This is a genomic window from Arthrobacter roseus, assembly GCF_016907875.1.
Taxonomy (GTDB): domain Bacteria; phylum Actinomycetota; class Actinomycetes; order Actinomycetales; family Micrococcaceae; genus Arthrobacter_J; species Arthrobacter_J roseus.
The window spans coordinates 479391-498847 of the sequence record NZ_JAFBCU010000001.1; the positions used below are offsets into that span (position 1 = coordinate 479391).

At 61.0% G+C, this 19457-nt stretch carries 20 protein-coding genes; 18 read left to right on the top strand and 2 right to left on the bottom strand.

Annotated elements, in window-relative coordinates; translation table 11 throughout:
* Both JOE65_RS02470 and JOE65_RS02475 read right to left on the bottom strand, forming a co-directional pair.
* The gene (locus JOE65_RS02470) at positions 1-633 is read right to left on the bottom strand and encodes a hypothetical protein (RefSeq protein ID WP_205163978.1); all 633 of its coding nucleotides are present in this window, start codon (positions 631-633) and stop codon (positions 1-3) included.
* A gap of 38 nt (positions 634-671) precedes the next feature.
* Complete coding sequence (locus JOE65_RS02475; protein WP_205161753.1) at positions 672-1238, bottom strand: inorganic diphosphatase; 567 nt, start codon at positions 1236-1238, stop codon at positions 672-674.
* 110 nt (positions 1239-1348) lie between these two features.
* On the opposite strand from JOE65_RS02475, the gene dacB reads away from it, so the two are divergent.
* The 18 genes from dacB to JOE65_RS02565 all read left to right on the top strand — a co-directional run bounded on the left by dacB (position 1349) and on the right by JOE65_RS02565 (position 19391).
* A complete protein-coding gene (dacB, locus tag JOE65_RS02480) occupies positions 1349-2785 on the top strand; it encodes a D-alanyl-D-alanine carboxypeptidase/D-alanyl-D-alanine endopeptidase (protein ID WP_239536587.1) in 1437 nt (478 codons plus the stop codon).
* Positions 2786-2844: 59 nt separating this feature from the next.
* Entirely contained in the window at positions 2845-3972 is a 1128-nt protein-coding gene (locus JOE65_RS02485) for a zinc-dependent metalloprotease (protein WP_205161755.1), read from the top strand.
* A complete protein-coding gene (gene tilS / locus JOE65_RS02490) occupies positions 3969-5090 on the top strand; it encodes a tRNA lysidine(34) synthetase TilS (protein WP_205161757.1) in 1122 nt (373 codons plus the stop codon). Before JOE65_RS02485 ends, tilS begins: the two co-directional genes overlap by 4 nt.
* Positions 5065-5616: a hypoxanthine phosphoribosyltransferase gene (gene hpt, locus JOE65_RS02495; RefSeq protein WP_205161759.1), complete on the top strand. Its 552-nt coding sequence runs from the start codon at positions 5065-5067 to the stop codon at positions 5614-5616. Before tilS ends, hpt begins: the two co-directional genes overlap by 26 nt.
* A gap of 162 nt (positions 5617-5778) precedes the next feature.
* The gene (gene ftsH, locus JOE65_RS02500; protein ID WP_205161761.1) at positions 5779-7857 is read left to right on the top strand and encodes an ATP-dependent zinc metalloprotease FtsH; all 2079 of its coding nucleotides are present in this window, start codon (positions 5779-5781) and stop codon (positions 7855-7857) included.
* A gap of 37 nt (positions 7858-7894) precedes the next feature.
* Complete coding sequence (folE, locus tag JOE65_RS02505) at positions 7895-8512, top strand: GTP cyclohydrolase I FolE (RefSeq protein ID WP_205161763.1); 618 nt, start codon at positions 7895-7897, stop codon at positions 8510-8512.
* A 13-nt stretch (positions 8513-8525) separates the two neighbouring features.
* Positions 8526-9431 (top strand): dihydropteroate synthase, encoded by a 906-nt coding sequence (gene folP, locus JOE65_RS02510; protein WP_205161765.1) that lies wholly within the window; start codon positions 8526-8528, stop codon positions 9429-9431.
* Positions 9432-9450: 19 nt separating this feature from the next.
* Complete coding sequence (gene folB, locus JOE65_RS02515; RefSeq protein ID WP_205163981.1) at positions 9451-9810, top strand: dihydroneopterin aldolase; 360 nt, start codon at positions 9451-9453, stop codon at positions 9808-9810.
* Positions 9807-10325 (top strand): 2-amino-4-hydroxy-6-hydroxymethyldihydropteridine diphosphokinase, encoded by a 519-nt coding sequence (gene folK / locus JOE65_RS02520; RefSeq protein WP_205161766.1) that lies wholly within the window; start codon positions 9807-9809, stop codon positions 10323-10325. The genes folB and folK overlap by 4 nt, the downstream gene beginning before the upstream one ends.
* A gap of 5 nt (positions 10326-10330) precedes the next feature.
* Positions 10331-10846: a DUF3180 domain-containing protein gene (locus JOE65_RS02525; protein ID WP_205161767.1), complete on the top strand. Its 516-nt coding sequence runs from the start codon at positions 10331-10333 to the stop codon at positions 10844-10846.
* Positions 10839-11351 (top strand): PH domain-containing protein, encoded by a 513-nt coding sequence (locus JOE65_RS02530; protein ID WP_205161768.1) that lies wholly within the window; start codon positions 10839-10841, stop codon positions 11349-11351. Before JOE65_RS02525 ends, JOE65_RS02530 begins: the two co-directional genes overlap by 8 nt.
* A gap of 35 nt (positions 11352-11386) precedes the next feature.
* On the top strand, positions 11387-12829 hold the full coding sequence (locus JOE65_RS02535; RefSeq protein ID WP_239536588.1) for a PH domain-containing protein: 1443 nt from the start codon (positions 11387-11389) through the stop codon (positions 12827-12829).
* On the top strand, positions 12822-13727 hold the full coding sequence (locus JOE65_RS02540; RefSeq protein WP_205161769.1) for a Rossmann-like and DUF2520 domain-containing protein: 906 nt from the start codon (positions 12822-12824) through the stop codon (positions 13725-13727). Before JOE65_RS02535 ends, JOE65_RS02540 begins: the two co-directional genes overlap by 8 nt.
* Positions 13724-14629, top strand: a complete 906-nt coding sequence (gene panC, locus JOE65_RS02545; RefSeq protein WP_205161770.1) for a pantoate--beta-alanine ligase — start codon at positions 13724-13726, stop codon at positions 14627-14629. Before JOE65_RS02540 ends, panC begins: the two co-directional genes overlap by 4 nt.
* 90 nt (positions 14630-14719) lie before the next feature.
* Complete coding sequence (gene lysS / locus JOE65_RS02550; RefSeq protein ID WP_205163983.1) at positions 14720-16174, top strand: lysine--tRNA ligase; 1455 nt, start codon at positions 14720-14722, stop codon at positions 16172-16174.
* 4 nt (positions 16175-16178) lie between these two features.
* A complete protein-coding gene (locus JOE65_RS02555; protein ID WP_205161771.1) occupies positions 16179-16328 on the top strand; it encodes a hypothetical protein in 150 nt (49 codons plus the stop codon).
* A gap of 113 nt (positions 16329-16441) precedes the next feature.
* The gene (locus JOE65_RS02560; protein WP_205161772.1) at positions 16442-16762 is read left to right on the top strand and encodes a histone-like nucleoid-structuring protein Lsr2; all 321 of its coding nucleotides are present in this window, start codon (positions 16442-16444) and stop codon (positions 16760-16762) included.
* Positions 16763-16895: 133 nt separating this feature from the next.
* The gene (locus tag JOE65_RS02565; protein ID WP_205161773.1) at positions 16896-19391 is read left to right on the top strand and encodes an ATP-dependent Clp protease ATP-binding subunit; all 2496 of its coding nucleotides are present in this window, start codon (positions 16896-16898) and stop codon (positions 19389-19391) included.
* Positions 19392-19457: the final 66 nt, after the last annotated feature.

A 19457-nucleotide genomic window follows, 5' to 3' on the forward strand; every position in this document is an offset into this window, starting at 1 on the left:
CTATCTTTCGTAGGGGAGTGAGGAAACCGGCAGCGAAGCGGGGCCGTACACGAGGTCCAGCAACCGCGCTGCCGCGGGCCGGCACGCCCATTCCTCGGCCCAGTGTGACCGGACCACGGCCTTGCTGACGGCCTGGGTGGTGATGCCGAGCTCCTCGCCAATGAGTTTTTGTTGCCCGCGCACACCGGGCGTGAGTAGATCCAGTACATTCCATTCAGCCTCCGTGCGGGTGGCCACAATCTGCCCCAGCAGCCGCAACACCGCTTCTGCCTCCGCGGCGACGTCGTCGTCTGGTCCTGAAACGGCAAGGGGAATACGTTCACCCGTCTTCTGCGCACGGTTCACGGCGCGGCGTGCGTAGACGAGCCCGTAGCCCTCGGCCTCGAGGATGTTCTCGGGGATCGGTACGTGGAGCTCACCAACGCCAACGCCGACATGCCAACGCCGGTGGCGGATCGCGGTGAGTGCGACGTCGACCGCTGTTTTTGCGTTGGCGACGACGCCCTGCGCTTCATCGCCAACGGAGCGCTGAAATGGCACGACGGTGGGGAGGTGCCGGAGTGCTTTGATCAGCTCGGGCACCATGTCCCCGACCTCGCGGGAATCCCGCTGATTGATGGTCAGCACAAACAACATGCGTTTAGTATGCCCGATGGGCGGCAGTGAGAGGGCTAGCGACCCTGGGGCTGCACGTCCGTGTTCTCGGCGTTGTCCTCAACGTCGCGGCCCTGCGGCTGGTCCTCATCGCTGCGCTCGCCCTCAGCCTTGAACCGCTCCAGGGAAGCTTCAACTTCAGTTTCGGCAGCTGCGCGGTCAGCCCAGCCCGCCGCCTCTACCCACTTGCCCGGTTCCAGATCCTTGTACTTCGTGAAGAAGTGCTTGATCTCGTCCAAAAGGAAGTCGGAAACGTCGGAGAGTTCCTTGATGTGGTCAAAGCGCGCGTCCATGGGGACGCACAAAACCTTGGCGTCTCCGCCGCCGTCGTCGACCATGTTGAACACGCCAATAGGGCGAGACTCCACCAGTACGCCGGGGATGAGGTCGTAGTCCTGTAGCAGCAGGAGGGCGTCCAACGGGTCGCCGTCTTCACCCAGGGTGTTCTCGAAGTAGCCGTAGTGCGTGGGGTACTGCATCGAGGTGAACAGCACGCGGTCCAATCGGAGCCTGTGCGTCTCGTGGTCGATTTCGTACTTGACGCGGGAACCCCTGGGGATTTCGATAGTCACGTCGATATTCATGTGGCTGACTCCTGGATAAGCGGGAAGGGGCGTGGAAAAGGCAATACCAATGTATCTGCCCGCGCCGTTTAGTCTTAAACATATATGTCTTGTCCAGTGAAGGGGAGCCGATGACGCCCACAGCCCGGCGCCTCACGGCGGTTCTGCTAGCGATGGTGCTCGCTGTCTTGGTAGTGCCCCTGGCTGTTTATGCCGGTCCTGCGGTGATCTCGTCCGTGATTCCCAAGGACCCGCGGCCGACGACGGTCCCTACACCTGCGATTCAGCTGGCCCCAACGGAAGTCACCATGCCCACGGTGGTCACCGGGCTCAACGCGGATGCGCCCCGGCCCTCAAGGAAGGCTTTGACCGCGCTCCTTCCGCCACTCTTGAAGGTCGACGGCGAAGGTGACTTCACCGGCGTCGTGCTGGACGCCCGAGGCGGTGATGTCCTTTTTGACCAGTTGGCAGCGGAACCAAGGATCCCGGCGTCCAACCAGAAGCTACTGACTGCCACTGCTGTGGTTTCCACGCTGGGACCAGATCGGCGTTTCGAGACATCGGTGTATTACGGCGCGGAACCGGGAAGTGTGGCGCTGCGTGGCGGTGGCGATGTGCTGCTCGGGTCGGGGAAGTCCAAGCCCAACGCCGTCGTGGGGCATGCGGGTCTGCAAACTCTGGCAGAGCGCACAGTGACGGCGCTGACGCAGGGCGGAAAGCCTCCCGGGGAGGCTCTGAGGGTGGTCGTGGATGATTCACTCTTCACGGGTCCGGTGTTGCACCCCAGCTGGCAGCAACCGGATATCGACTCCGGGCAGATCGCGCCCATCTATCCGCTGGCCCTGAACTCGGCCTGGCTTGAAGGCGCAAACCCGAATGACGAACGCCACCGTGACCCAGCACTTGCTGCTGCCCAAGCGTTCCGGGACGCGCTGTCAGCGGCGGGGAAGGCCCAGGGTGTGACAGTCGCGGAGGGCGTTACCCGTGGAGCCGCGGATAAAGACTCCGACAGGCTGGCCTTCGTCGGGTCGGCCCGCGTGGTGGACCAGGCGGAGCACATGCTGCTCGTCTCGGATAACTACCTCGCTGAAGCGCTGGCACGAATGACGGCCATCGGTGCCGGCGAAGTGCCCTCATTTGCCGGTGGAACGGGCGCGGTGGTGGCGGCCGTGGCCAGACTGGGGGTTTCTGTAGATGGGCTGGTGCTCGCCGATGCTTCCGGGCTGTCGCTGCGGAACGCAATGAGCGCGGCGCAGCTTGCCGCCGTCGTGCGCACCATGATCAATAGTGACCGGCCCGGCCTGCAGGAAGTCCTCGACGGCCTGCCGGTTGCATCCCTGGATGGCTCGCTCGCGGAGCGATTCGATGACGCGGCAGGGGCCGGCGTCGTCCGCGCGAAGACTGGCACACTGTTCACGGCGACGTCGCTGAGTGGGTACGTTGTGGACCGCGATGGTCGGTTGCTCGTTTTTTCGTTCATCGGCAACGGGCTTGCCTCAAATACGCTTCAGGCGCGCGCTGCGGTTGACGCAGCGGCGTCCGCTCTGGCTGGTTGCGGCTGCCGCTAGCATTCACCGGTGGGCGAACTGCCGCCGCATGGCCGAGTTTTTGTGGTCTGATGGGAAACATGGAGACCACATCTGAGCCTGCCACCGTCCAACTGGTCAACTGGGAACTTGCTGCTAGCACGGCGGCAAAGCTTGCCCCGGCTGGTCCATCCCTGTCCAAGCGAGAGATCGCCGACGTCGTGGCCAGCCTGCGCGAAGCGGCTGAAGTCTCTGTTGAGCACGTTCACCGCATCACCGGGCTGGAGGCTGCGCGGGACCTACGCGACTCTCAGGTATTGGTGGTGGACAGGGCATCGTGGGCCAAGGCCAACTCGCAGAGCTTTCAGGCACTCCTGCAGCCAACGATGGACAAGTTGGCGAAATCAAAGTCGGAACAGTTGCAGAGTACGGTCGCTGAACTCGGTGGAACCGTCACCGGCGCCCAGTTCGGCGCCATCCTCGCGTTCCTCTCCTCCAAGGTCCTTGGCCAGTACGACCCCTTTGCCTCCGTCGGAGACGCCGCTGCCCCGCCCTCGGCCGGACGCCTGCTGCTGGTGGCGCCCAACGTTGTCAGCATCGAGCGCGAATTGAACGTTGATCCCGCCGATTTCCGGCTCTGGGTCTGCTTGCACGAACAAACCCACCGGGTGCAGTTCGCCGCTGCACCATGGCTCCGGGACCACATGGTGAACCAGATCAGCCAGCTCTCCGGCGGCCTCATGGACAAGGCAGACACCCTGCAGGAACGTCTTGGCCAGCTCGTGAAGAACCTCGGCTCGGCGCGGGGCCAAGAAGTTGAGGGCGTACCGTCGCAGCCAGCCGGGCTGATGTCGTTGCTGCAGGACTCAGAGGACAAGGCGCGCATGTCGCATCTGACAGCCGTCATGAGCCTGCTTGAGGGCCACGCCAACGTGGTCATGGATGCCGTGGACGCCAGTATCGTCCCCTCCGTTATAACTATTCGCCAACGCTTCAACGCCCGCGGCAAAACCCGTAGCCCGCTGGACAAGTTCATCCGCCGTGTCATGGGGCTGGATGCCAAAATGCGTCAGTACAGCGACGGCGCGCGATTTGTCCGTGCCGTCGTCAAGGAAGTAGGTATGGAGGGCTTCAACCGTGTGTGGGAACGGGAGGAAAACCTGCCCACGGAGAAGGAAATCCATACCCCGAAGCTGTGGATGGAGCGTATGGCGCTCGACGCCGGGTGAGTCAGCGTCCACGCGGACGTCTCAACCCGCTCATAGGGAAGGCCCGTCATCAACTGAGGCAGGCGTTGGCGGAGTACACGCCCGCCGCCGGCTCCCGGACGGGTGTAGCGCACGCCGGGGATCGCCCTCTGATTTTGGTGGCCTGCAGCGGCGGACCTGACTCCTTGGCCCTGGCCTTTATCGCTTCGTTCTTTGCCAGCCGGGGAGATTATCGTGTTGGCGCCGTCGTCGTCGATCATGGGCTCCAGGACGTCAGTGCCAAGGTGGCTGCCACCACTGCGACCAAACTTCAGGACCTGGGCCTGTCTCCCGTTGAGGTCCGGACCGTGACTGTCGCGCAGACGGGCATGGGACCGGAAGCGGCAGCCAGATCCTCTCGGTATAACGCTCTGGACGCAGCCATTGAAGAGCACGGCGCCGTAGCCGTTCTCTTGGGGCACACCCTCGATGACCAAGCAGAACAAGTGCTCTTGGGCCTTGCACGTGGTTCAGGTACCCGCTCTCTGGCGGGCATGCCTGCCAGACGGGGCAAATATTTACGGCCGTTCTTGGAGCTCCGCAGGCACGAAACACTCGAAATTTGTGACCTCGAAAATCTGGACCCATGGCATGACCCCACCAACACAGACCCACGATTTGCCCGAACCCGGGTCCGCAGCGACATCCTGCCGCTCCTCGAAGACCAGCTGGGGCCGGGCATCGCTGAGGCGCTGTACCGGTCATCGAAAATCCTTGCGCAGGATGCGCAGTACCTGGACTCCCTTGCGCAGGACCATTATGTTCGCATGCGCACCGTCGATGAGGGTGAGATACATCTCAGTGAAGTGGAACTCCGTGAGCTTCCCGCGTCGCTACGCCAACGCATCATGGCGCTCGCCGTCGCTGAGCTAACTGGCTCGCGGCCGCCTTTCGAACGCCTGATGGCGGCAGAGTCGCTGCTCAAGCGGCAGGGCTCTGCCGGGCCGGTGGAAGTGGGTGGGCATGTCCGCGTCTACCGAGAATCCCTCAGTCAGCGTGTTCCCCGGGCAGGCCGTGCCTGTGGCACTCTAGTGTTTATCAAGAACCCCAAAATTAAGACTCCGGGAGCATGTGGTGGAATCCAACGACGTTCAGGCTGATCTCAAGCACGTTCTGTATACCCGGGAACAAATTGAGGGCAGAGTCAGGGAACTGGCCGATGAAATCGACCGGGACTACGAAGGCCGTGATCTGCTGATCGTGGGCGTCCTCAAGGGTGCCGTCATGATCATGGCAGACCTGGCGCGGGCACTTCACAGCCACGTCACGATGGATTGGATGGCGGTGTCCTCCTACGGTTCTGGAACACAGTCATCCGGCGTTGTCCGCATCCTGAAGGATCTGGAAACAGACCTCATGGGCAAGCACGTCCTCATCGTCGAGGACATCATCGACTCCGGTCTGACGTTGTCCTGGTTGAAGGCCAACCTGCAGTCACGGGGACCGGCGTCGTTGGAAATCTGTACACTCCTGCGCAAGCCTGAGGGTGCAAAGGTTGAAATCGACGTCAAGTACGTCGGTTATGACATTCCCAACGAGTTCGTTGTGGGCTACGGTCTGGACTTCGCCGAGAAGTACCGCAACCTGGACTTCATCGGCACTCTGGCTCCGCATATCTACGAGTAGCCGGACTGCAGGTTTCTGTACGCCCAGAGGGAACTATTGGCCACCGCCGTGCGTGGTGGGTGGCATAGAGTGTATAGCTAGTCGTCGGGCGTGTCCCCCAAGGGCCGCGCCATCATCCATGCTTGTCAGCAGGAGGGATGGGCAGAGGTGCCCTCAAAGCGCATGAAATTCAAGAATGTCTTCAAGGGCCCGATCATCTGGATCGTCCTCGCGGTGGCCGCACTCCTGCTCATATTCCCCACGATTTCCGGCAGCGGCGCCGTGCGCGTGGACACGTCTGTTGGCCTGGAGCTACTCCAGGACAACAAAGTCAAGGAAGCCAAGATCTACGACGGCGAGCAGCGCGTGGATCTGACGCTCACTGAGGGCTACAAGGATCAGGGCAAGAGCGTCCAGTTCTTCTTCAGCACGGCCCGCGCTGAGGGCGTTGTCGACGCCATAAGTGCATCGGATGTGGAGGGTTTCACTGACCAGCCGGCTGAGGACAACTGGTTCCTTGGATTCTTGGGACTGATTTTCCCCATCCTCATTCTCGGTGCCATCTTCTGGTTCCTGCTTTCGCGTATGCAGGGTGGCGGCTCCAAGATCATGCAGTTTGGCAAGTCCAAAGCCAAGATGATGAACAAGGACATGCCCCAGGTAACGTTCAATGACATCGCTGGCGCAGATGAGGCCGTGGAGGAACTCCACGAGATCAAAGACTTTCTCCAGGAACCAGCCAAATTCCAGGCAGTTGGCGCCAAGATTCCCAAGGGCGTCTTGCTTTACGGACCTCCTGGGACGGGTAAAACGCTACTGGCCCGCGCTGTCGCCGGCGAGGCCGGCGTTCCTTTCTACTCAATCTCCGGTTCTGACTTCGTCGAAATGTTCGTCGGGGTGGGCGCCTCGCGTGTCCGCGACCTCTTCGAACAGGCCAAGGCCAATGCTCCGGCGATCATCTTCGTAGACGAAATTGACGCCGTCGGACGCCACCGTGGTGCCGGCGTTGGTGGGGGCAATGATGAGCGCGAACAGACGCTCAACCAGCTACTGGTGGAGATGGACGGCTTCGACGGTAATGCGAACGTCATCCTCATCGCAGCAACCAACCGTCCAGATGTTCTGGATCCAGCGCTATTGCGTCCAGGCCGCTTCGATCGCCAAATAGCGGTGGAGGCGCCGGACCGTCTGGGCAGGCAGCGCATCCTCGAAGTCCATGCCAAGGGCAAGCCGATGGCGCCGGACGTCGACCTCGGTTCCCTGGCCAAGCGGGCACCAGGTTTTACCGGTGCCGATCTCGCCAACGTCCTGAACGAGGCAGCACTGCTCACGGCACGCTCCAACGCTCAGCTCATCGACGACCGCGCACTGGATGAAGCGATCGATCGTGTCATGGCCGGGCCGCAGAAGCGTTCGCGCGTCATGAAAGAACTGGAGCGCAAAATCACTGCCTATCACGAGGGCGGACACGCACTCGTTGCCGCGGCTCTGCGCAACACGTCGCCGGTTACGAAGATCACTATCCTGCCTCGTGGGCGCGCTCTGGGCTACACCATGGTTGTGCCGGAGGATGATAAGTACTCCATCACCCGCAACGAACTGTTGGACCAGTTGGCGTACGCCATGGGTGGCCGGGTGGCCGAGGAGATTGTCTTCCACGACCCGTCTACCGGGGCGTCAAATGACATCGAGAAGGCCACGTCAATAGCTCGTCAGATGGTGACTCAATACGGTATGAGCGAACGGGTAGGCGCGGTCAAGCTCGGCCAGGGCGGCGGCGAACCGTTCCTTGGCAGGGACCTGGGTCACGAGCGCAATTATTCCGATGACCTGGCGTTTGTTGTAGACCAGGAAATCCGTGAGCTCATCGATACGGCGCATGATGAGGCGTACGCGGTGCTCACAGAGAACCGCGACGTTCTGGACCGGCTGGCTCTTGAACTCCTTGAGAGGGAGACTCTCAATCAAGCGGACATCGCGGAAGTCTTCAGCGACGTGCGCATGCGGGACCTACGTGAGGTCTGGCTATCCAAGCCGTCGCGCCCAGTTCACAGTGAACCGCCGGTGGTTACAGCGAAGGAACGCGCACAGGCTGTGGCAGAGAACGCCCCGGACCCGGTTGATGTGCCGCCGCAGGATCAGATCGCGCACGCTGACATCCCCCAGGACTTCGATGTGGAGGAGAGTAAGCTGCCCGCTCCCGAATCGACAGATTCGGAGCACGGCGGAGGTACTCCCGGCGGCGTCGCGGGCGGCAATTGAGGCCGGCCGCGACCGCTGACGCGCTAGGATCTGCATTGTGACTGACATTGATGACGAGCTCGCTGCGGCCGAAATAGCAGATGCGGTTGGCAAGGTGGATCAACCCAGGATTCAGCGGGCTGTTCGCGAGATTCTCCTCGCTATCGGGGAGGACCCCACCAGGGATGGTTTGCTCGATACGCCCAAGCGCGTAGGGAAGGCCTATGCGGAGTTCTTTTCGGGTCTGCATCAAGACCCGGGCGAGCTTCTAGCAACCACTTTCGATATTGAGCACGAAGAGATGGTCCTGGTCAAGGACATTGCCTTCTACTCAACCTGCGAACATCATCTGGTGCCGTTTCATGGCAGAGCCCACATTGGCTACATCCCGTCCTCTGAAGGTAAGGTGACCGGGCTGAGTAAACTGGCTCGGCTGGTCGAAGTTTTCGCCCGGCGCCCACAGGTCCAGGAACGTCTCACCACGCAGATCGTGGAAGCGCTCGTGGAGCATCTACAGCCCAACGGCGCCATCGTGGTCATAGAGTGCGAGCACCTGTGCATGTCCATGAGGGGCGTGCGCAAGCCCGGAGCTATGACCATTACCTCTGCTGTCCGGGGTCAGTTGCGCGAACCAGCCACCCGCGCGGAAGCAATGTCACTGATCCTCGGAAGATAATACGGAAGGCACCATGGATTCACTCGCTGCAACACCTGGAACCGGTCCTGCGACTTCTCCGTTGCCGGTCATCCGGGCCGCAAGAAAACAGCGGACCTTCGAGGATCTGCCAACGGATCGGACCGTGGTTCTTGGAGTCCTGAACGTAACTCCGGATTCCTTCAGCGATGGGGGCAGATTTGCCCGCCCCGACGACGCTGTGGCCGCTGGGTTGCGCATGCTCTACGGCGGAGCGGACATTATCGATGTCGGCGGTGAATCGACCCGTCCCAACGCGGTTCCGGTGGACCCGGCTGAAGAGCAGAAGCGTGTTCTCCCGGTCATCGAGACCCTCGCCAAAGCTGGTGCCCTGATCAGTATCGACACCATGAATGCTTCTACGGCTGCGCTTGCGCTGGACGCAGGCGCGGGGATCGTCAATGACGTTTCCGGAACGGACATGGATCCTGACATGCCGGCGCTCATCGCAGAGCGGGGCGTCCCGTACGTTCTGATGCACGGCCGCGGGGATGCCCGCACCATGAGTGGTCTCGCGGAATACAAAGACGTCGTCGAGGACGTCCTCGCCGAAATCATGGAGGTCCGCGATCGCCTGTACAACGGCGGAGTCTCCCCTGAACAGATCATCGTTGATCCGGGACTTGGTTTTGCAAAAACGGAGGAACACAACTGGGCACTGCTTCGCTCGTTGGACCGCTTCGACGTTTTGGGTCACCGCCTGCTGATCGGCACGTCAAGGAAACGTTTCCTCGGCACGCTCCTGTCGACGTCGGGCAAAGCGGCCCCACCCGAAGAACGCGACAGCGCCACAGTGGCTACCACCGCCCTTGCTGCTGCGGCGGGCGTGTGGGGTGTGCGCGTACACGACGTCGCCGCGAACCTTGATGCTGTCAAGGTTTCCGCAGCGTGGAACGGCTGACGTGACGCACGCGCCGATGCTGGATCGCATCACTCTCAGTGGGATCAAAGCCGTCGGTTATCACGGGGTATTTGAGCATGAACGTCGCAATGGGCAGCCGTTCATGGTGGACGTGGTTCTGCACACTGATATTCGTGCGGCCGCGGCGTCAGATGATATTGAGGAGACCTCCAACTATGGGGAACTTGCCGAGCAGGTCAAGAGCATCATTACCGGGGAACCGTGCAATCTGATTGAAACCCTGGCCGAGCGTATTGCCTCCAGCATCCTGGCCTCCTTTGACGTCGCTGCCGTTGATGTGACGGTGCACAAGCCAAAGGCTCCCATCGAGGTTCCGTTCGGCGACGTTTCGGTGAGCATTTCGAGGGGCCGGGCATGACAACACCGGAAACTGTCATTCTCGCCCTTGGAAGCAACCTCGGAGATAGTGCTGAAACACTCGCCGCCGCTGTTCGAGACATTGCCGACTATCCGGGGATAAGCCTGACGCGTCTGTCACCGGTGGCGCAGACCAAGCCGGTGGGCGGTCCAGAGCAGCCGGACTACCTGAACATGGTCATAGAAGTGGTCACAGAACTCGCACCGCTGGAGGTCTTGGATCTTTGTCAGGAGACCGAAGTTCGCCATCACCGCGAACGTAAAGAACGATGGGGCGCGCGAACGCTGGACGTGGACGTCATCGTGCACGGAAATCACCAGTGCAATGACGAACGACTCACCCTTCCTCATCCGAGGGCAGCGGAAAGGGCTTTCGTACTGGAACCGTGGCTGTGGATGGATCCTGACGCTCAGCTTCGGGGGCGGTCCGTGGCGGAACTCGCGGCGCTGGCACCGGACCGGGACGGGATCAGGCGCTATGAGCCGTCGTCCTCCGGCGAATCCGCCGAGGCCTAGCCCTCATGCGTAGCATTAGGTACAGCTGGCTGACGACCATGGCTGTCGTGGCGGCACTTGCCGGCTGGATCCTGAACCTACTGGCAACCAGCTACGGATTCCCGGCTCCCAGCCTTCACCTCGTATCGCTATTGACCATGGCTTTTATTGTGGTCTTGACTCTCGGCCTGGGGCTGAAAGTGCGCGCCTGGCGCAACGGCAAACGTAACAAAGCGTTGGATCCGATTCTGGCTACGCGCACCCTGATTCTGGCTCAAGCGTGCGCCTATACCGGTGCGTTGATGTTCGGCTGGCACCTGGGAATTCTGGTGGATCAGTTCACCCTTGTGCAGGTTCGCGGGGTCACCGGAGGAATCTGGGGTTCGCTGGCCACCATTGCCGGTGGTGCTGCGATGATTGTCATTGGTCTCCTGGTAGAGCGGTTCTGTACCTTGCCGCCAGACGACGACGCTTTCACGAAAGATTCAGATGGTGCAGGGAACAGGCGTTCCGCGCGTGGTGATGAGGGGGAATATGCCTAGTGAACCGATCGATCCGCACGGTGTTGTGTGGACTGGAGTATCGCCAAAGTATTTGACGGTCCGGCTCCTTGGATGGTTGCTGTCCACGGTGATCTGGCTGATAGTGCTGGGCATTCCGCTCGTACTCGTTCTGACGGGCGTATGGACGTGGTTGGCCCCCTGGATCATCTGGTCCCTCGTCGCTTTAGAGGTCATTATCGCCGCTTGGACCGGTCTGCTGATACCGCGTCAGGTCCGCGCCATCGGTTATGCGGAACGTGATGATGACCTATTGATCCGCAGCGGCCTGTTCTTCCAACGTGCCATGGTGGTCCCGTACGGCCGCATGCAGTATGTGGATGTTGCTGTCGGACCGGTGCAACGGGCTTTCGGGCTCTGTTCCCTTAAGCTGCACACGGCTGCGCCTGGAACCAACGCGGAAATTCCGGGACTTCCCGCGGACGAGGGTGCCCGCTTGCGAGAGCAGTTGAGCGCCCGCGGCGAGGCGAGGCTGGCCGGGCTGTGAGTGTTCCGGCGGAGGAACAGAGTTCTGATCCCTCATTGACCAAGACCTCCGAGGACGTCTGGCACCGAGTCCACCCGATCTCGCCGATGGTGCGTGGGTGGCTCGCTATTCTTGCGGTCCTCTTTGTCTTCGGCCGCGACCGAGTTGAAGGTATTTTTACTGGGGATGTGCAGGATATTCCGTCTGAGGCGATCTGGTGGATTGTCGGTGCGGGGTCAGCGACCGTTTTGATCATTGCCTTGATCTTTTATCTGTCGTGGCGGTTCACGCGCTATCAGGTGACGGCTGAGCACGTGAAGGTCAACAGCGGTGTCCTGTTCCGCCAGCAGCGGCAAGCACGGTTGGACCGGGTCCAGGCAATTGACCTGGGCCAGCCTCTGCTGGCCAGGATCTTCGGGCTCGCAGAGCTGAAATTTGAAGTCGCGGATGCGGGAGAGTCTGCCGTCAAGCTGTCATTTTTGAAGCTGCAGGACGCGCGGAGGTTGCGGGCAACCATTCTGAGTAGGGCAAGTGGTGATGAGTCTCCGGAATCGCCGGACCAGCCGGAGGAAGCTGAACGGCCCATTCTCAAGCTGACTGCCGGTCGTGTGCTCGGGGCTACCCTGTTATCCGGTGCAACGGTGTTTCTCATCCTCCTCGCGGCGATCGCCGTCACGTTGTCCGTGGTGTTCGAGCAGCCGCTGGTGATTACCGGCCTGCTGCCGGTGCTCATTGGTATAGCGGCAAGTTACTGGACCATGTTCAGCAATTCCTTCAACTTTCGGGTCTCTGTCCTCGAAGACGGAATCCGCCTTCGCTACGGGTTGTTGGATACCCGGACGCAGACCATTCCGCCCGGACGCGTTCAGGCGGTAGGCGTGATGCAGTCGCCGTTGTGGAGACTCACGGGCTGGTACAAGGTCTCGCTCAACGTGGCTGGCTATGGCGGCGCGGCCGGCGGAGAGTCAGGCGGCCGCAGTACGCTCCTGCCCGTGGGCACGCGGCAGGAAGTCATGGAGCTGCTGGCACTGGTGCTTCCAGACCCGGGGACGGAAGATCCGATGGGCCTGTTCCACGCGGGCCTCGAGGGGAAGAACGACGACGGCGGCTTCACCACCAGCCCACGTCGTGTCCGGTGGATCAGCCCACTGACGTGGCGGCGCAACGGGTTCGTGGTGACGCGCACTGCTCTCGTCGCGCGTTCGGGTGCATTCTGGCGGTATCTGGCGGTTGTCCCGCATGAACGTACCCAGTCGATGGCGCTGGAACGGGGGCCGTTGAGCCGCAGGTTCCACGCGATGGATCTGGTGCTTCACACCACTCCGGGCCCCGTCGCACTGCGTGTCCGTCAGATGGACAACCGAACGGCTGTGGAACTTTTCGATCTCCAGTCAGCCCGGGCGGCCGAGGCGAGAAAGCACAGCATCGGCGACCGTTGGCGTGAACGCCCCGCCAGCCGAGATGATGCTGCGCGATCGGAGGAGGACCCTCATGACTGAGCCAGCACGCAAACCGGGCCGACTGGGCGTGGGAATCATTGGAGCAGGAAAAGTCGGCGCGGTGCTCGGCTCCGCATTACGCGCGGCCGGTCACGCCGTCGTCGGGGTTTCCGCTGTATCTGACGCCAGCTTGGAGCGTGCAGAGAATCTGTTGCCGGGCGTTCCGGTGCTGGACGTCCCGGACGTCGTGGAGCGGTCCGAACTGGTGTTGCTGGCTGTCCCGGATGATGCCCTTGAACAGCTGGTTTCAGGGCTCGCCGCAACTCGAACGTGGCAGGCTGGGCAGATTGTGGCTCACACCTCGGGACGGTTCGGAACAGGCGTTCTTGCGCCGGCCAACGCCATGGGCGTGATCGGGCTGGCGTTACACCCAGCCATGACGTTCACCGGGATGAGCCTGGACCTCTCGCGGTTGCCCGACTGCACGTTCGCGGTCACCGCGCCGGCGGCGGTGCTGCCGATTGCGCAGGCACTCGTTGTGGAGATGGGCGCCGAACCGATCGTCCTGGGCGAAGCGGACCGCGTCATCTACCACATGGCCCTTGCCCATGCCTCGAACCACCTGGTGACCATCACCGCCCAGTCCGCCGAACTGCTCAAAAGTATCGGTGTGGAGGACCCGTCGCGGCTTCTCGGTCCGCTCCTGCGTGCCTCCCTGGAGAATGCGTTGGCCAGCGGAGAAACAGCGCTCACCGGTCCGGTGGTACGCGGCGATCTCGGCACGGTCCGTGCGCACACGGATGCTCTCGCGTCCGTTCAATCCGAAGACATCCGCCATGCCTACCGGGAACTGGCCAAAGCAACCGCCGCGCGGGCCGCAGGACGGGGCACTCTCAAACCGGACCAGGCCAGAGCGATCCTGGACATACTCTCCGGCGGGAACGCAGGATCATCATGACTGAACCGGTCCTGATCACTACCAGGGGCGCACTAAAGGAAGCCATCCGGCGTCATGAAGGATCGTCCCTTGGGCTCGTCCCCACCATGGGCGCGCTGCATGAAGGCCACGAAGCGCTCGTCCGTGCAGTAAGGGAAGCGAACGTCGTCGTCGTCGTCACCATCTTTGTGAACCCTCTTCAGTTCGGTGAGCCGCAGGATCTGGAGCGGTACCCGCGCACCCTCGATGAAGACCTCGAGCTGCTGGCCCGTAGCGGCGCGGATCTGGTCTTTGCCCCGTCGGCGGAGGAGATGTACCCCCAAGGGGAACCACTCGTGGGGCTCGACGCCGGCCGCCTCGGCAAGCGGTTCGAAGGGGCTTCCCGGCCTGGACATTTCAACGGCATGCTCACCGTGGTCAGCAAATTGTTCCACCTCGCCCAGCCCGCGCCGGAGTGCGCCTACCGCGCCTATTTCGGACAGAAGGACGCGCAGCAACTGGCCCTGATCAGAGCGATGGTCCATGACCTCAACTTCCCTATTGAGGTCGTGGCAGTTCCAACGGTTCGCAATGCCGACGGGCTGGCCCTGTCCAGCCGCAACCGCCGCCTATCCCGTGAGCAGCAGGAAGCAGCCCTGGTCCTCTCGCGTGCCCTCCGTCTCCTGGAAGCAAGGGCGGACGCCCACGAACCGTTGGACCCGGACTCCGCCGTCGCGCTGGTCAACAGCCAGAACCTGGTGGACCTTGACTACCTTGAGGTAGTGGATCCGGACACGCTCGAAGCGCTCGCCTTCAATTGTCACCAGACACCTTTTACCGGCACTGCGCTTGCTTTGATAGCAGCCCGTGTAGGCAATGTTCGGCTGATCGACAATCTTCCACTCGGTAGTGTGGACCCGCATCCGGGGTCCTGCGAGGCATAGAACATTCCTTAACGCCCATACCCGGTAACCTTATATACCGTGACGACTGATAAAGGAACCCCCAGCGAAACAGCCGAGTTCGACGAGCAAATGCGCGTTCGCATGGACAAGCGCACCAAACTGATCGAAGGAGGCCGCGAGGCATACCCTGTTGGCGTCGCCAGGACGCATTCGCTCAAAGAGGTCCGAGAAAAACACGATGGCCTCAATCCGGACGAAGCTACCGGCGAAATGGTGGGTGTCACCGGTCGCGTTGTCTTTGTCCGCAATACTGGGAAACTCTGCTTCGCCACGCTCCAGGAGGGCAACGGAACCCGCCTCCAAGCCATGCTCAGCCTCGCCGTCATCGGTGCGGAAGCGCTCGCGGACTGGAAGTCGCTCGTGGATCTGGGGGACCACGTGTTCATCCACGGTGAGGTCATCTCGTCCCGACGAGGCGAACTCTCCATCATGGCCGACACCTGGCAGATGGCCTCCAAAGCGCTGCGCCCTCTACCAATTCTGCACGCGGACCTCAACGAGGAAACTCGTGTCCGCCGCCGTTATGTTGACCTGATGGTCCGGGATGAAGCCCGCGAAATGGTGTATCGACGCGCCGCTATCACCAGAGCTGTCCGTGAATCTCTCCATTCACACGGTTATGTCGAAGTGGAGACGCCCATTTTGCAACTCATGCATGGTGGTGCAACTGCCAGGCCTTTTGAAACGCACCTTAATGCGTTTGATCAGAAAATGACTCTGCGTATTGCTTTGGAGCTATACCTGAAGCGTGCGGTTGTTGGCGGCATAGATCGCGTCTACGAAATTGGCCGGATTTTCCGCAATGAAGGCGTCGACTCCTCGCACAGTCCAGAGTTCACCATGCTGGAGTGCTACGAAGCATGGGCAGATCAATTCGTGATGGCTGAGCGGATGAAGGAGATCATTCTCAGGTGTGCTGATCTGTTGGGGTCCAGGACCATTGAAACCGAGGCCGGTACCATCAACCTCGACGGGGACTGGAAATGGTTGGCGGTGCATACGGGTCTCTCCGATGCAGTCGGTGAAGAAATTACTCCGCAGACCAGTGCCGAACGTCTGCGCGAGATTGCTGAGAAGCATGAAGTGGGTATTTCTGCTGAATGGAACGCCGAGAAACTGGTGATGGAATTATTCAGCGAAATAGTTGAACCAACACTGATTCAGCCTACGTTTGTGTACGATTACCCGCCACTGGCTCAACCACTGGCACGTCCGCATCGCGAAAAGCCGGACCTGATCGAAGCGTGGGACCTGATCATCGGCGGTATGGAGCGGGGCACGGCCTTCAGTGAGCTCATCGACCCCGTGATTCAGCGGGAGCGACTCACACGCCAGTCACTCATGGCGACCGCGGGGGACGACGAGGCAATGCAGTTGGACGAGGACTTCCTGCGCGCACTCGAACACGGTGCGCCGCCGATGGGTGGAATTGGTCTAGGAATAGACCGCCTTGTCATGCTGTTTACGCAGGCAGGAATTCGGGAGAGTATTCTCTTTCCCCTCCTCAAACCGGAAGTCGGATAGATCCATGGAGTACCTGGCCGTTATCCTTCCCTCGCTGTGCGTGGGCTTAGTGTTTTACTTTGTGATGAAAGCAATCTTCAACGCTGACCGTTCCGAAAGGGAGGCGATGGCGGAAGCCGACCGCCGCGACGAAGAAGAGTCAGCTAACCACTAAGAAACAAATTTTTATTGCGTCATTCGCCCTTTACAGAGATAATCGTACGGGGCGGGGATATTCTCCGGAAAATGACTAGGCCCTCAGGGCCGATCCGAAGAAAGGCTTGACTAATGGCGCAAAAAGTAGAAGTAATTCTGATCGATGATCTCGATGAAGGTCACGCAGATGAGACAATCCGCTTTGGTGTGGACGGATCTGAGTATGAAATAGATCTCTCATCGGCTCACGCGGACGAGTTCCGTTCAGCAGTGCGGACATACGTGGACGCTGCCAGAAAGATCAGCCGCGCCAAGAGTGCCCCTGCGGCAACACGGAATCAGGACACGGCAAAAATCCGCGAATGGGCCCGTAAGAACGGGCGCAAGGTTTCCTCACGTGGCCGCATCAGTGCTGACATTGCAGAGGCCTACCGCGCAGCGCAGGGTCACTAGGGCTCTCGTACTGGCATTCAGGTGTAAACGGCCGCGGGCCTGACCCGCGGCCGTTCACCCGATGGCGAACACGCCCCACGATTGGCTGACGGCCCCGTAGCATCGGAGTACATGTTAGCTAGGAGTGTGCCTCATGTTTGAGAGATTTACTGATCGTGCCCGTCGGGTTGTTGTGCTGGCTCAGGAAGAAGCCCGCATGCTCAACCACAACTACATCGGCACCGAGCACATCCTGCTTGGCCTCATCCATGAGGGCGAAGGTGTCGCTGCCAAAGCTCTGGAGTCCCTGGGTATTTCGCTGGGGGCAGTCCGGGAACAGGTGCAGGAGATCATCGGCCAGGGCCAGCAGGCTCCCTCGGGCCACATCCCCTTTACACCACGCGCCAAGAAGGTCCTGGAACTGTCACTGCGCGAGGCGCTGCAGCTTGGCCACAATTACATCGGTACCGAGCACATCCTGCTGGGCCTCATTCGCGAGGGTGAAGGCGTTGCCGCCCAGGTCCTCGTCAAGCTTGGTGCTGATCTGAATCGGGTTCGCCAGCAGGTTATCCAGCTCCTGTCCGGGTACCAGGGCAAGGAGCCGGTGTCCTCTGGAAGCCAGCAGGCTGAAGGCACGCCTGCGGGCTCTGTGGTGCTGGACCAGTTTGGTCGCAACCTCACGCAGGCCGCCCGCGAGTCCAAGCTTGATCCAGTCATTGGCCGTGAGCATGAGATGGAACGCGTCATGCAGGTCCTCTCTCGCCGTACCAAGAACAACCCGGTTCTCATCGGTGAGCCCGGTGTCGGGAAGACGGCCGTCGTTGAGGGGCTTGCCCAAGCCATAGTGCGCGGAGACGTGCCGGAGACCATCAAGGACAAGCAGGTCTACACCCTTGACCTCGGTTCTCTCGTTGCGGGTTCCCGCTACCGTGGTGATTTTGAGGAGCGATTGAAGAAGGTCCTCAAGGAGATCCGTACGCGCGGTGACATCATCCTCTTCATCGACGAGATCCACACTCTTGTTGGAGCTGGCGCGGCGGAGGGTGCCATCGACGCGGCGTCAATTCTGAAGCCGATGCTCGCTCGTGGAGAGCTGCAGACCATTGGTGCAACAACTCTGGACGAGTACCGCAAGCACATTGAAAAGGATGCCGCGCTGGAGCGTCGTTTCCAGCCCATTCAGGTCAGTGAGCCCACGGTTGCGCTGTCCATCGAGATCTTGAAGGGGTTGCGAGACCGCTATGAGGCGCACCATCGTGTGTCCATCACCGATGGCGCGCTGACCGCTGCAGCGACGCTGGCCGAACGCTACATCTCGGATCGGTTCCTGCCAGACAAGGCGATCGATCTCATCGACGAAGCCGGCGCACGTCTGCGCATTCGCCGGATGACCGCGCCACCGGAGCTCAAGGAGATCGACGAACGCATTGCCGAAGTGCGGAAAGAAAAAGAATCCGCCATTGACGCCCAGGACTTCGAGGGTGCAGCGGGCTTGCGGGACAAAGAACAGAAACTGCAAGAAGAGCGCTCCGAGAAGGAGCAACAGTGGAAGTCCGGCGGCCTCGATGACATCGCGGAGGTGGATGAGGAACTGATCGCGGAAGTCCTCGCCAACTCCACGGGCATCCCTGTGTTGAAGCTCACCGAGGAAGAGTCCTCGCGTCTGCTCAACATGGAAGATGAGCTGCACAAGCGGGTAGTCGGCCAGGACGAGGCCATCAAGTCTCTTTCGCAGGCCATCCGCCGCACGCGGGCGGGCTTGAAAGATCCCAAGCGTCCAGGTGGGTCGTTCATCTTCGCTGGACCCACCGGCGTCGGAAAGACGGAGCTCGCAAAGGCTCTGGCTGAGTTCTTGTTTGGTGAAGAGGATGCTCTCATCACTTTGGACATGTCTGAGTATTCGGAGAAGCACACGGTCTCTCGCTTGTTCGGTGCGCCTCCCGGATACGTGGGCTATGAGGAAGGCGGACAGCTGACTGAAAAGGTCCGCCGTCGTCCGTTCTCAGTAGTGCTGTTCGACGAAGTTGAGAAGGCTCACGCGGATCTCTTCAACTCGCTGCTGCAGATTCTGGAAGATGGCCGGCTGACCGACAGCCAGGGCCGGATGGTGGACTTCAAGAACACCGTCATCATCATGACCACCAACCTTGGTACACGCGATATTTCCAAGGGCGTCATGACCGGCTTCCAATCCGGTACGGACACCAATACCAATTACAACCGCATCAAGGCCAAGGTCCAGGAGGAGCTCAAGCAGCACTTCCGGCCAGAGTTCCTGAACCGTGTCGACGACGTCGTGGTGTTCCCGCAGCTGACGCAGGAGCAGATCGTACAGATCGTGGATATGTTCCTTGAGCGTTTGAGTGGGCGTCTGGCGGACAAGGGCATGACCATTGAGGTCACACCGGCCGCCAAGGCGGTCCTCGCGGTTCGTGGTTATGATCCGTCAATGGGTGCACGTCCGCTGCGTCGTGCCATCCAACGCGAAATCGAGGATCAGCTCTCGGAGAAGATTCTCTTCGGTGAGATCAAGACAGGCGAGCTGATTTCTGTTGATGTCGAGGGTGAGGGCGACGACGCTCGCTTCACTTTCGAATCGCACGGAGAGACGCCCGCCATCGAGCAGGCTCCGGCGGCCATCGAGTCCTAGTGCCGGCTGGCACAAACCCACGAGGCGCGTTCCCCGAAAGGGAGCGCGCCTCGTGGCGTTAACCGT